The organism is Chromobacterium sp. ASV23 (assembly GCF_016428945.1).
Classification (GTDB): domain Bacteria; phylum Pseudomonadota; class Gammaproteobacteria; order Burkholderiales; family Chromobacteriaceae; genus Chromobacterium; species Chromobacterium sinusclupearum.
Window position 1 is genome coordinate 1 of the sequence record NZ_JAELTR010000081.1, and the last position, 12,878, is coordinate 12,878.

At 63.0% G+C, this 12,878-nt stretch carries 10 protein-coding genes; 6 read left to right on the forward strand and 4 right to left on the reverse strand.

Annotated features, from left to right (window positions below):
* Positions 1-433: 433 nt before the first annotated feature.
* Together argJ and recQ are read right to left on the reverse strand one after the other, a co-directional pair.
* Positions 434-1,651 (reverse strand): bifunctional glutamate N-acetyltransferase/amino-acid acetyltransferase ArgJ, encoded by a 1,218-nt coding sequence (argJ, locus tag JHD59_RS20335; RefSeq protein WP_199155571.1) that lies wholly within the window; start codon positions 1,649-1,651, stop codon positions 434-436.
* Between the two features lie 88 nt (positions 1,652-1,739).
* Positions 1,740-3,536 carry a DNA helicase RecQ gene (gene recQ, locus JHD59_RS20340; protein ID WP_103320214.1) on the reverse strand — a complete coding sequence of 599 codons (1,797 nt, stop codon included), beginning with the start codon at positions 3,534-3,536 and terminating at the stop codon, positions 1,740-1,742.
* A gap of 272 nt (positions 3,537-3,808) precedes the next feature.
* On the opposite strand from recQ, the gene JHD59_RS20345 reads away from it, so the two are divergent.
* The 4 genes from JHD59_RS20345 to JHD59_RS20360 are packed head-to-tail and all read left to right on the forward strand — an operon-like array spanning position 3,809 to position 8,579.
* Complete coding sequence (locus tag JHD59_RS20345; protein WP_103320213.1) at positions 3,809-4,294, forward strand: surface-adhesin E family protein; 486 nt, start codon at positions 3,809-3,811, stop codon at positions 4,292-4,294.
* Between the two features lie 41 nt (positions 4,295-4,335).
* A complete protein-coding gene (locus JHD59_RS20350) occupies positions 4,336-5,106 on the forward strand; it encodes a ParA family protein (RefSeq protein ID WP_368671632.1) in 771 nt (256 codons plus the stop codon).
* 10 nt (positions 5,107-5,116) lie between these two features.
* Positions 5,117-7,699, forward strand: coding sequence for an ATP-binding protein (locus tag JHD59_RS20355; RefSeq protein WP_199155573.1), 2,583 nt, complete (start codon positions 5,117-5,119; stop codon positions 7,697-7,699).
* Complete coding sequence (locus JHD59_RS20360) at positions 7,689-8,579, forward strand: response regulator (protein WP_103320208.1); 891 nt, start codon at positions 7,689-7,691, stop codon at positions 8,577-8,579. The genes JHD59_RS20355 and JHD59_RS20360 overlap by 11 nt, the downstream gene beginning before the upstream one ends.
* Here the strand turns inward: JHD59_RS20360 and JHD59_RS20365 are convergent.
* Complete coding sequence (locus JHD59_RS20365; protein WP_199155574.1) at positions 8,566-10,839, reverse strand: DNA internalization-related competence protein ComEC/Rec2; 2,274 nt, start codon at positions 10,837-10,839, stop codon at positions 8,566-8,568. The two genes, JHD59_RS20360 and JHD59_RS20365, sit on opposite strands and share 14 nt — an antisense overlap.
* Positions 10,840-11,083: 244 nt before the next feature.
* On the opposite strand from JHD59_RS20365, the gene JHD59_RS20370 reads away from it, so the two are divergent.
* Both JHD59_RS20370 and JHD59_RS20375 read left to right on the forward strand, forming a co-directional pair.
* Positions 11,084-11,671 carry a tail fiber protein gene (locus JHD59_RS20370; protein ID WP_199155575.1) on the forward strand — a complete coding sequence of 196 codons (588 nt, stop codon included), beginning with the start codon at positions 11,084-11,086 and terminating at the stop codon, positions 11,669-11,671.
* A gap of 68 nt (positions 11,672-11,739) precedes the next feature.
* Positions 11,740-12,075 carry a hypothetical protein gene (locus JHD59_RS20375; RefSeq protein WP_103318112.1) on the forward strand — a complete coding sequence of 112 codons (336 nt, stop codon included), beginning with the start codon at positions 11,740-11,742 and terminating at the stop codon, positions 12,073-12,075.
* A 46-nt stretch (positions 12,076-12,121) separates the two neighbouring features.
* Here the strand turns inward: JHD59_RS20375 and JHD59_RS20380 are convergent, their stop codons facing one another.
* Complete coding sequence (locus tag JHD59_RS20380) at positions 12,122-12,652, reverse strand: GNAT family N-acetyltransferase (protein ID WP_199155576.1); 531 nt, start codon at positions 12,650-12,652, stop codon at positions 12,122-12,124.
* Positions 12,653-12,878 lie beyond the last annotated feature (226 nt).

Consider the following 12,878-nt stretch of genomic DNA (forward strand, 5'->3'; position numbering starts at 1 on the left):
TTCTGGCACGCAAGTTCAAAGAAATAACTGGTATTTCCTATCTCTTGCAGTGCAAGTATTTGGCTTTCGCCAAGCACTTACACCTATCGGTTATTCGTTCTGTTAAAGAGCAGTGCCTTCGCTGCGATCGCTGCCGGAACCTGTTTCGTTCGGCTGGCTTCGTTCGCTGCGTCAGCTGAGGAGACGAACTATACCTGCGCTCTCCCCCTCGGTCAACAGGTTTTTTGAGAAAAATGCAGGTTTTTTACGAGATGTCGCGCAAACGACTGATAAGCAACAATATATGAATATGAAATTATTTATTTCCCGTCAGGACCGTCCTTAGAAAGGGCCGGCAGACCGTGTGTGCTTATGGCTTGAAATGCAAAAAGCTCCCTCGGAAGGGAGCTTTTTGCACAGATAGCCGGTTTTGCAACTTATCTATATAGAGAGATCAGCTGCGGTAGTCGGCATTGATGCGGACATACTCATAGGAGAAGTCGCAGGTCCACACCTTGGCGCAGGCCGCGCCGCGTCCCAACTCGACACGCACGGTGATCTCGCTCTGGTTCATCACCGCCTGGCCCTGTTCCTCGCGGTAGTCCGGATGGCGGCCACCGTCGCAGGCCACCAGCACATCATCTAGATAGAGAGACAGTCGATCGACGTCGAGATCCGCCACGCCGGCATAGCCGATGGCCGCCAGCAGACGGCCCAGATTCGGGTCCGATGCGAAGAAGGCCGTCTTCACCAACGGCGAGCGGGCGATGGCGTAGGCCACATCCTTGCACTCGGCCACCGAGCGGCCGCCGTTGACTTCGACGGTGATGAACTTGGTGGCGCCCTCGCCATCGCGCACGATGGCCTGCGCCAGTTCGATGGCCACCTCCAGCAGCGCCTGTTTCAACTGCAGGTAGGCCGGCTGTTCGACGGAGTCGATCAGCGCAGCTTCGCTCTTGCCAGTGGAAATCAGAATGAAGCTGTCGTTGGTAGAGGTGTCGCCATCGACGGTAATGCTATTAAAGGACTGGTCCGCCACTTCCTTGACCAGTTGATTCAACAGCGGGCGGGTGACGGCGGCATCGGTGGCCACGAAACCCAGCATGGTGGCCATATTCGGATGGATCATGCCCGATCCCTTGGCGATGCCGGTGATGGAGACTTTCTTGCCGTCGATTTCCAGCGTGCGGCTGGCCGCCTTGGCGATGGTATCGGTGGTCATGATGGACTGGGCGGCCTCGGCCCAGTCGGCCTGGCGCAGCGTCGGCAACGCCTGGATGATCTTGTCGGCCGGCAGCGGCTCCAGGATGACGCCGGTGGAGAACGGCAACACCTGCTCCACTTGCAGCTGGTTTTGTTCCGCTACCGCCTGACAGACAGCCAGCGCGCGGTTGTGGCCATCCACGCCGGTGCCGGCGTTGGCATTGCCGGTGTTCACTACCAGCGCGCGAATCTGCACTCCTGCGGCCAGATGCTGCTGGCACAGCCGCACCGGCGCCGCGCAGAATCGGTTGCGGGTGAACACGCCGGCCACGGTGTTGCCCTTGTCCAGACGGACCACCAGCACATCCTTGCGTCCCGGAGTCTTGATGCCGGCTTCGGCCACCAGCAGCTCGACGCCGGCAATCGCCGGCAACTGGCCGGCTTGCGGCGGATTCAGATTCACTGCCATGGAATTCTCCGAATTTACAAATATGCGACCAATTGTATAAGAATGTGGTCACGCATGGCGTAACAAAACGTCCAGCGCCGCTTGGGCTTTAGTCCTGCGCCGCGCGCAGGCAATCCAGCAGCGCGTCGCCATAGCGGGCCAGTTTCAGTTCGCCCAATCCATAGATGCGTTGCAAACCGGCCAAGCTATCAGGGCGCTTCTCCACCAGATCCCGCAAGGTGCGGTCGGAGAAGACGGCATAGGCCGGCACATTGTGTTCGTCGGCCACTTGGCGGCGCCAACGACGCAGCGCCTGCCATAGCCGCTCCTCGCGTTCGGTGCGCAGCCAGCGGTCGGCCGCGCCGCTGCCGCGCGACTTCTTCTCATCGGCCAGCGGCCGCAGATAGATGGTTTGCTCGCCCTTCAGCAGCGGCCGGCAAGCATCGGTCAGCACCAGGGACTGGCCGCGGGCGATGTCCACCTGCACCAGCTGGCGCGCCACCAATTGGCGAACAATGGAGCGCCACCAACGCTGGTTCATGTCCTTGCCTATGCCATAGGTGCTGAGCTGATCGTGGCGGTGATGGCTGATGCTGGCATTCTGCCGACCCAGCAGCACGTCGATGACGTGCCCGGTGGGGAAGCGCTGACCCACTCTATAGATGCAGGACAGCAACTTGCGCACCGATTCGGTGGCGTCGTAAGTGATAGGCGGATGCAGACAGTTGTCGCAGTGGCCGCAGGGGCGGCTTTGTTCGCCAAAGTGGGCCAGGATGTGCTGGCGGCGGCAGCCGGCGGTCTCGCAGAAGGCCAGCATCGCATCGAGCTTGGATAGCTCCACTTGTTTTTGCAGCTCGGCCATCTCGCCGCCTTCTATCATCTGCCGCAGCTGCACCACGTCGTTCAGGCCGTAGCACAGCCAGCTGGCCGACGGCAGGCCATCGCGGCCGGCGCGGCCGGATTCCTGGTAGAAGTTTTCCGGGCTTTTCGGCATGTCGATATGCGCGACGAAGCGCACGTCCGGCTTGTCGATGCCCATGCCGAAGGCGACGGTGGCCACCATCACGATGCCGTCCTCGCGCAGGAACAGCCGCTGGTTGGCCTCGCGCTCGGCATGGCTCATGCCGGCATGGTAGGCCAGCGCCTCGATGCCGTTTTCGCGCAGCCACTGCGCGGTATCCTCCACCCGCTTGCGCGACAGGCAATAGACGATGCCGGTAGCGCCCTGATGCTCATGGCGGATGAAGTCCAGCAACTGCTTTTTGGCGTTGTGCTTTTCCACCACCTGATAGAACAGATTGGGCCGGTCGAAGCTGGACAGAAACACCCGCGCCTCGGCCAGCTTCAAGTAATGGATGATGTCGAGCCGGGTCTGCTCGTCGGCGGTGGCGGTCAGCGCAATGCGCGGCACCTGGGGGAAACGTTCGGCCAGCAGGCCCAGTTGCTGGTACTCCGGCCGGAAATCATGGCCCCAGTGGCTGACGCAATGCGCCTCGTCGATGGCGAACAGCGCGATCTTCAGCTGGGACAGGAACTCGAGAAAGCGCGGCGTCAACAGCCGCTCCGGCGCCACATACAGCAGGTCCAGCGTGCCGGCGCGCGCCTGGCGGGCGATGTCGCGCGCCTCGTCCGGCCCGGTGGCGGAATTCAGGCAGGCCGCCGCCACGCCCAGTTCCTGCAGCGTGGCCACTTGGTCCTGCATCAGCGCGATCAGCGGCGACACCACGATGGCCACGCCGTCGCGCAGCAGCGCCGGGATTTGATAGCAAAGGCTCTTGCCGCCGCCGGTGGGCATCAACACCAGGGCATGGCCGCCCTGCGCCACCTGATCGACGATCTCCAGCTGCTGGCCCCGGAATTCCGGATAGCCGAAAATATGATTAAGGATGGAGACTGCGTCGTGCATGCCGGAAGAAACGCCTTGCGGGAAAAGCGGTATTGTACGGCAAGCATCCGCCGCGGGGGACGATAGGCAAAAAAAGTGGCCGCCCGGGGAGGCGGCCATAAGTTGGATGGAGACAATGTGAAACGAAGAGGAAAAATGCTCTCGCACTGTGAAAGACTCCCCCTGCCCGAGTTAAGTTCCAAAATTTTTGAAAATTTCTGCCGCATCGCAGCGGCGGTTCCCCGCCGCCCCTCCGCCATGCGACACTTGCGGGAAATTCCGGAGACCCTGATATGCGTACCCAAATCGCCTCCCTGCTTGCCCTGATGCTGCTGGCCGGCTGCGCCGCCACGCCGCAGCAGTCCACCACGGCGTCCCAGACGGCGGCCAAGCCGGCCGCGCCCGCCACGCAGCCGGCCAGCGCCGATTGGCAGAACCTGGGCGTTTCGCCCAATGGCAACATCCTCAATGAGCTGGACTTGCTGTCGATCAAGCGCCAGGGCGCGCTGGCGACCTTCCGCGACCGCAAGACCATCTTTAATCTGAAAAAAGAAAACTTCCTGACCACGCCTCGGCACAAGGTATCGCTGAACACCTGGCAGATCGATTGCTCGCAACATACCTTCCGCTTGCTGGACATGACCTTGTTCGATGAAAACGGCCGGCAGATCGCCAGCTTCACCTATAATGACGCACAGATAAAATCCATGCCGGTTGTGCAGAATTCCGCCAGTTATCAACAAATGCTGCTGGTCTGCAAAGGGCAGCCCGGCTTCTGAGCCTGTCGCCGCACCGCTATCAACAGGAGTCAGTCATGACCATCCGACGCGTGGTATTCAATCAGAAAGGCGGCGTGGGCAAGTCCACCATCGCCGTCAACCTGGCCGCGGTGGCGGCCAGCCAGGGGCGCCGCGTGCTGCTGATCGACCTCGATCCGCAAGGCAACGCCAGCCAGTACTTGCTGGGAGAAGCCGCGGCGGTCGGCTCCCCCAGCGTGGCCGACCTGTTCCAGCAGATGCTCAATATCTCGCTGTTCGGCAAGGAGCCGCATGAATTCGTCCGCGGCACCGCCATCAGCGGCCTGTCGCTGCTGGCCTCGCACCCGGAGCTGGCCGAGCTGATGGGCAAGCTGGAATCGCGCTACAAGATGTTCAAGCTGAAGGAAGCGCTGGACCTGTTGGCGCCGCATTACGACGAAATCTGGATCGACACCCCGCCGGCGCTGAACTTCTACACCCGCTCCGCGCTGATCGCGGCGGATCGCTGCCTGATCCCGTTCGACTGCGACGCCTTCTCCCGCCACGCCCTGTACAATCTGAAAGCCAGCGCCGACGAGATCCGCGCCGATCACAACCCGGCGCTGTTCATCGAAGGCATCGTGGTCAACCAGTTCCAGCCGCGCGCCAGCCTGCCGGTCAAACTAGTGGACGAATTGAAAGCCGAAGGCCTGCCGGTGCTGGCCTCCCCGCTGTCGGCCTCGGTCAAAATCCGCGAATCGCACCAGGCCGCGCGCCCCATGATCTTCCTGGACCCGCGCCACAAACTGTCGCGCGAATTCGAGGCGCTGTATCAAGAACTAAGCGAACGCTGACGGGGCTAATATGCCGCGGTTGAACCGCCTCTCCACGCTGCTGCTGGGCATCGCGCTAAGCGCGGCGCTGCTGCTGACTGAATACTGGCTGCTGCTGGAGCACGACCGCAACGAGCGTCAACAGCAACAGCAGCACTGGGGCTCGCTGGCCACCGGCCTGGTGGTGCTGCAGCTGGGCGATGCGCTGGAACACTCGCGCATCATGGCGCAACAACTGATAAACGGCGACCCGGCGCATGCCTTTCAGCAACTTGCCCGCCGCGTCGCGCGCGACGATAGCGCGTTTGCCGGCATCGGCACCGTGGTCTTGGTGGAACAGAATCAGCGCGAGGCCTTTGAGAACCGCATCGCCACCGGCATACGCTATCTGCAAAACCAACACCTGGTGCCCAGTCCGGCGCAAATGCAGTATTACCCGGTGGCCAGTTATCTGCCGGACGATGCCAACGCCTTGCCGCAAGGCCTGGACCTGAGCCACCAGGGCGATACCAAGTGGCTGCTCGATTTGGCGCGCCGCAGCGATCTGCCCATGCTGCTTCCCAGCCAGGGCGCCGGTTCCGGCAGCCATCGGCTGGATATCGTCACGCGGCTGGGCGACGACCACACGCTGCTGCTGCTGAATCTGCGCCAGGAGCGGCTGACTCAGCCCATGGGCGACGCCTTGGTCGCCGACAACCCCTTGCACCATGTGCGGCTGCTGGTCTGGAGCAAGAATCAGCCGGACATTCCCCTGCTGGACTCGCAACCAGGCAAGGCCATTCCTTCCGATGCGCCGAGCTTCTCGCGGCGCAGCACGGTGGGCGGCAACGAGCTGTTGCTGGGCGCTTACGCGCTTGAGCCGATTCACCCGATGCTGCCGCCCTCCGCCTGGACCATGCTGGGCTCCTCCGCCGGCATCCTGGCGCTGCTGCTGTTGCTGCAGCAGCGCCAACTGCGGCAGAACCAGCGCTTGCATGGCCAGTTGCAGCTACAGCAGCAACAGCTGGAGCAGAACACGCGCAGCCTGAACGAGCAAATCAATGACCGCGTCCAGTCGGAACAGGCGCTGGCGCAGAGCGAGGCGCGCCAGCGCGCCATTCTGCAAGCCAGCTCGGACGCAATCATTCTGATCGACCGCGGCGGGCACATCCTGCAGGCCAACCCAGCGGCGGCCGGCCTAGTGGATCAGAGCGCGACCTCGCTGGAGCACCTGCCGGTAGGCGTGCTGTTTCCGGAGTTGTACAGCCACAATCCCAACCAAAGCTTCGAACAAACCGCCCTGGAGCACGAGGGCCGGCCATTCGAGGCCAGCCTGCTGCGCAGCGATGGCCAGTTGCTGCCCGTTGAATTATCGCTAAGCCGCGTGGTGATGCCGGACGACTGGTTCTATGTCACCGTCTGCCGCGACATCACGGTGCGCAAGCAGCAGGAAGAAGCGCTGATCCGCCTGAAAAACAGCCTGGCCGAACAGGTGGAAGTGCAGAGCCGGCAACTATCGGCGCTGCTGGACGCCAGCCCGCTGGCGATGGCCTATATCGTCGATCGCCACCTGCGCCAGGTCAACAACGCCTTTCTGGAGCTGTTTCAGCAGCAGGGCCGCAACGTGATCGGCCAGCCTACCCTGCCCTATTTTGAAAATCCGGATCAATGGGAGCGTACTGGCAAGGCGCTGTACAGCCTGCTCAACGACGGCAAGGTGGTGCAGATCGAAGTGCGGCTGCGCACCGGCAAGGGCAAGCTGTTCTGGTGCCGGCTGCACGGCAAGGCGGTTAATCCATCGGTGCCCAAGCTCGGCACCATCTGGGTGTACCAGGACATTTCGGCGCAGCGCTCGGTGGAAGACACGCTGCGGCGCGCCAAGGTGCTGGCCGAGGAAACCAGCCGCGCCAAGACCGAATTCCTCGCCAATATGTCGCATGAGCTGCGCACGCCGCTGCACGCCATCCTCGGCTTCACCGAAATGGGGCAACTGCGCGCGCGCAGCCTGGACGATGGCAAGCTGGAACAGTACTTCGGCCGCATCAATGCCAGCGGCAACCGCCTGCTGACGCTGCTGAACGACTTGTTGGACATGGCCAAGATGGAAGTCGGCCGCATGGACTATTCGATCAGCCGCAACAATCTCAGCCAGTGCTTGCGCGACGCCTGCGATGAAATCACCCCGCTGGCCAGCCGCAGCCAGATCCGTCTGCAGCTGGAGTGCGTTCCCGAGTTGCTGGTCGCCGACATCGACCCCTTCCGTATCGGCCAAGTGATACGCAACCTGCTGTCCAACGCCGTCAAATTCAGTCCGGTTGGAGCCGATATTCATGTGCGCGCCAAATTGATCGAGCAGGAAGGCCGGGAATGGGCCATTGTCAGTGTAGAAGATGCCGGTCCGGGCATTCCGGAAAAGGAACTGGAAACCATATTCGACAAGTTCATCCAGAGCAGCACCACCAAGACCGGCGCCGGCGGCACCGGGCTGGGGCTGGCGATAAGCCGTGAGATCATCCATGCCCATCACGGACAGATCCGCGCGCAGAATCGGCCGGATGGCGGCGCCGTATTTACATTCTGCATCCCGCAGCAGTTTCAGCGGAACCTAGAGGAGGGACTCCCTGATGCCTCATAAACTCTTGCTCGTTGACGACGAGCCGTTCAACCTTGAGTTGATGTCCGAGCTGCTGCAGGATGCCGGCTACGAAACCCAGTTGGCGGAAAACGGCGAGGTGGCCTGGGACATCCTGCAACGCGACGGCGAACAATTCTCCACCATCCTGCTGGACAAGATGATGCCGGGCATGAGCGGTTTCGACGTGCTCAAGAAGATCAAGGCCGAGCCCAGGCTGGAGTTTCTGCCCGTCATCATGCAAACGGCGATGGGCGCCGCCTCCAGCGTGCAGGAAGGCTTGGCGGCCGGCGCGTTCTACTATCTGACCAAGCCGTTCTCGCGCGACATGCTGCTGGCCATCGTCGGCGCGGCGGTGGGCCACTGGGACCGCTACGCGCATTTCCGCGAGCTGGCCAATCTGCATGTCGATGCGCTGCGCCATCTGCAAAGCGCCCGCTTCCGCTGCCGCACCCACCGCGAAGCGCAGGCGATCACCGCCTTGCTGGCCAAAACCAGCCGCCAGCCGGAACGCGTGGCCACCGGCCTGTTCGAGCTGCTGGTCAACGCCATCGAGCACGGCAACCTGGGCATCAGCTACGAAGAGAAAAGCCAGCTGATTGCCGCCGGCACCTGGGAAAATGAACTGGAAAACCGGCTGCAGGCCCCGGAATACAGCGACCGCCAAGTCGCTTTGGAATTCGACCACCAAGGCCATCAGCTGCAGTTCACCATAGAGGACATGGGGGATGGCTTCGACTGGGCGTACTATCAAAACGCCGAACCGGCCTCGCTGATGACCTGCCACGGCCGCGGCATCCTGATCGCCCGCAAACTGTCGTTCGACAGCCTGCGCTACGAAGGCAACGGCAACCGCGTGATCGCCGTGGTCAATCAGACGTGAGCGGCTGGGCCGCGCAATCGCCGCGCGCCCGCCAATAGCGAGCCTGCTGCAAGCGAAGGCATTGCCAGTCCACCGCATCCGCCAATTCGAGGGTCAAGGCGCCGTCCAGATCGGTACGCAGCAGCGCGATGCCCTGCTGCCGCAGACGATGCAGCACAGTCGGATGCGGATGGCGATAACGATTCATATAGCCGGCGCTGACCACGGCCAACTGCGGTCGGACCGCCTTCAGCCAAACCTCGCTGCTTGAGGTTCTGCTGCCATGGTGGCCTGCAATCAGCACCGTGCTGCGCAAGCGCTCTCCATAATGCGCGACCAGCGCCTCCTCCACCAGCGCCGGTGCATCGCCGCTGACCAGCAGCGCATGCTTCGCGCCAGCCACCCGCAACACGCAGCTATGCGCGTTGTCCTCCGTCGGCTGCATATCCGGCAATGGCGCCAGCACCTCGAAGCGCACGCCATCCCAGGTCCATGCATCGCCCTGCCGGCAAGGCCCGGCCGGCCAGGCGCGCAGCGTTTGCGGCTGCCCCGCCAGTAAACGCCGCACCGGCATCTCCCGCAACACGCCTTCCGCCGCGCCGTCATGATCCGCATCGTGATGCGATAACAGCAAGGCATCCAGCGATGCCACCCCCAAGCCGCGCAACTGCGGCAGCACCACCCGCCCGGCATCGCCGGCGCCGGTATCGAACAACAGCGCATGCTGCGCGGTCTGCACCAGCATGGACAGCCCCTGCCCGACATCCAGCACCGTCACCCGGAAGGCCCCCTCCTCCGGCCCTGCCGGACGATAAACCAGCGCGGGCAGCAACAAGAAGCCGGCCAAACCCCTGCCCGGCACGCCACGCGGCGCAATCAGCCAGACGCTGCCGATCCCGGCCAAAACCAGCAAGGGCCATGGCGGGCCGGCAACATGCCAGGCCGGCCCTCGCGCCAGCCAATCCACACCCCAGTAAAATCCATGAACCAAGAATCCAGCCAAGGGCAGCAAACCATCCCAAGGCAACAACACCGCCAAAAGCGCGACGGGCGTCAACAGCAGGGACACATAGGGAATCGCCAGCGCATTGGCCAAGGGCGAAACCAGGGGAAACCCGCCAAACCAGGCCGCCAACGGCACCAGGCTGGCGACGGCCGCCGACCACTGGCCGCCTAGCGCGGCGCGCCAGGCCGCAGCCGGTCGTCTGCGCGCCCACGATCCGAACATCAGGGCGGCGACCAGGCCAAACGACAACCACAATCCCGGCGCCAATACGGCGAACGGGTCGATCAGCAACACCAGCGCCAAGGCCAGCCACCAGGCCTGAAACGGCGATAGCTGGCGGCGCAGCAACAGGCAGCCGCCGCCGACCAGCAGCATGAACAAAGTGCGCTGCGTTGGCACCGAGAACCCCGCCAGCAGCGCGTAGCCCGCCGCCACCAGCCAGGCGACCGCCGCCGTGGCCACCCGCGGCGATCTGAACATGGGCCAGCGCCGCAGCAGCCAAGAAGCCACCCAGGCGGCCAAACCGGCCAACATGGTGATATGCAGACCGGAAATGGAAACGATATGGGTCAGGCCGGTGGCGGAGAACAAGCGCCAGTCCTCCCGCGCCACCCGCTGTTGGGCGCCGACGGTCAACGCGGCCACCAGCGCCGACTCTCGCCCGACGCCCAGCACGCTCTCGATCCGCCCCACCTGCGCGGCGCGCCAGCCATCGACCCATGCCATCGCATCCGCGCGGTCCGCCAGGCGAAACCGTTCCTTGCCGGCCGAACCGCTGGCCAGCAACCCTTCCGACCACAGCCATTGTTCCGCATCGAAGCCAAACGGGTTGGCGCTGCCGCGCCGAGGCTTGAAGCGGGCGGACAGCCTCCAGCGGCTGCCAGGCGGCCAAACCTGGTTTCGGTAATCGAATATCTGCACCTTGGGCGGCAACGAGGCGCCGGGTGTCAACACGCGCTCCACCTCCAGCGTCAACCGCACGCCAAACTCGCCCGGGTCCGGCAAGCCCCGCACCGTGCCGATAAACTCCACCGGCTTTTTCGCCCATTCGGCCGCCAGCTCCTGGTTCATTCGCTGCTGCGCGCGCCAGTCGGCATAAGCCAGCCCCAGCGTCAATGCGAAGAGAAAGACGGTGTACGGCCGCCAACGCGGGATCGCCCGCCACATCAACCCCGCCGCCCCCGCGACAATCCCGGCCAGCGCGCTGGCAGCCGGCAATTCGGACAGGAAAGCGCAAGCCACAATCCCAGCAGCCCACCCCATCAGTAACGGCATGCCCGTCCCCTAGACATGGCTCCATCCACGCCCAAGCGCGGGGCATCCCCCGCCACCGCGCAATCTCCATCCGTCCTGCGCTACGCCTTGAACTGTGGTTGAAAATGCTTAAGTGGAACTACTTATCATAAATTATGACAATGACGATTGAATTCGCGTCCCCATGGGCTAAACCTATGTCAACGATGGATGTTTCTCCCCTGCCGGCAATTCCGCCGACAGGATCATCGACGAAGGAGCAAACGTGGACGCTTATATCGGCACCATTATCCCCTTTGGTTTTGACTATCCGCCGATTGACTGGGCGCAATGCCAGGGTCAGACGCTGCAGGTCAGCCAGAATCAGGCGCTGTATGCCGTCATTGGCAATTATTACGGCGGCACCCCCCCCAGCACCTTCCAGTTGCCCAATTTGTGCGGACGGATGCCGATCAGCATTGGGCCGGCTCAACCCACCTACAATCTGCCGTCCTACACCATCGGCAACTTTGGCGGCCATCAAACCGTCGCGCTGTTGACCGCCAATATGCCCCTTCACAACCATGGCACCTCCGCCGTCAACGTCAGCTTCCAAGCCACAACGGTGCCGAATCCAACGACGCCGGCCAGCGCGCCCAGCACCAGCAACCCATATCTCGGCGCATCCGGCGGCGGTACCGGCCTGGCCACCATCTGGAGCCAGCAACTGGAAAGCCCGGTCACCGTCAAGGGCCTGGGTCTGAGCGGCAACACGGATGTCGCCGGCGGCACGACCCCGGTCAGCGTGTTGAACCCGTACCTGGCGCTGAACTTCTGTATCGCGGTGCAAGGCATCTTCCCCACCAGACAATAAGCGCGGCAACAGGCGGCGGCGGTTGCGCCGCTGCCGCCTTGCGATAAAAATATCCCGAGGAGAGCATGATGCTGAACCAACTTTGCAGCGAAGACTTCGTCCCTTTGATCGGCCAGGTCTGCCATTTCCGGGTGCCGGAGCTAGTGGAGCTTGAGCTGCAAATTCAATCGGTCCGCCAAAAACCGCTGTCGCAAGTGCCCGGCTGGGAGGCCGAGCAGCGTACGCCTTTCGTGGTGGAGCTGATCGCTGTCGGCACCACCCCATTGGTGGATGCGGTAGGCCACTTGCAGCTGCCGGCTGCGGAAAACCAGCCAGAGCGCACCCTGGAAAATGTCTGGATCAGCCGCACCGGCGCCATGGGACGAGACCGGCAGTATTGCTACTTTCAACTGCCGTTCAATTAGATGCACTCCGCGCGCGGACCATGCCCCTGTCCGTGCGCGGCTCAGGCTATCCAGACACCCCAACCATGATGCTTTCCGTTTGCGGATACCACACCAGCTTATCAGCCATCGCTCCCGGCTCCTCCAGGACGAAGCCCAGCGACTGATACAGCTTGCGAGCCTGGCCGTTGTTATGCCACACCACGGCGGCCAGCGGACAACACACCTGCCGCGCCGCTTGCTGCAGACCTTGCAACACCACTTTGCCGTAGCCCTTGCCGCGCGCCTCCGGCAGCATGGCCAGAAAGATGATGCGCACTTCGTTGTGCCCGAAGTCGACCATGACCACGCCGACCGCGCTGCCTACCTTCTCCACCATGAAGTGCATCGCATTGGGAAACTGCTGCCCGGCTCCCATCTGCAACACCTGAAATTGCTGGCGCTGCACCGTCTCGATCAGATCGGCCTCCCCATCTATCAACAGCAGATCGGGCCGCGCGCTGCGGTAGATGCGATTGATGCAGGCCTCGTCCCCGCTGCGCACGGGCCTGAGCGACAAGCCGTGCGCCATGGATGAGAAATTGAGTTCGGCTGACATCGAAGCTCCTCAAGACAACAAATGGTTGGAATGGAAACATCGCTTGCATAAGCCAATGGCCCTTCGGCAAGCAGCGGCTGGGTCAAAGTCCCGCCTCACGCTCCAGCACCGCAGTCAGGCGCAGCCAGCCTCGCTGCAGCAGGCTGTAATGCTCGCCGCCCAACCGCGCGACGCCGGCCATTTCACGCAGCGGCGCCTGGCGCTGGTCGCACCCCTCCAGCCGGAC

Coding starts and splice junctions, on each gene's coding strand:
- argJ (WP_199155571.1), bottom strand. CDS start 1,651: ATGGCAGTGAATCTGAATCCGCCGCAAGCCGGCCAGTTGCCGGCGATT.
- recQ (WP_103320214.1), bottom strand. CDS start 3,536: ATGCACGACGCAGTCTCCATCCTTAATCATATTTTCGGCTATCCGGAA.
- JHD59_RS20345 (WP_103320213.1), top strand. CDS start 3,809: ATGCGTACCCAAATCGCCTCCCTGCTTGCCCTGATGCTGCTGGCCGGC.
- JHD59_RS20355 (WP_199155573.1), top strand. CDS start 5,117: ATGCCGCGGTTGAACCGCCTCTCCACGCTGCTGCTGGGCATCGCGCTA.
- JHD59_RS20360 (WP_103320208.1), top strand. CDS start 7,689: ATGCCTCATAAACTCTTGCTCGTTGACGACGAGCCGTTCAACCTTGAG.
- JHD59_RS20365 (WP_199155574.1), bottom strand. CDS start 10,839: ATGCCGTTACTGATGGGGTGGGCTGCTGGGATTGTGGCTTGCGCTTTC.
- JHD59_RS20375 (WP_103318112.1), top strand. CDS start 11,740: ATGCTGAACCAACTTTGCAGCGAAGACTTCGTCCCTTTGATCGGCCAG.
- JHD59_RS20380 (WP_199155576.1), bottom strand. CDS start 12,652: ATGTCAGCCGAACTCAATTTCTCATCCATGGCGCACGGCTTGTCGCTC.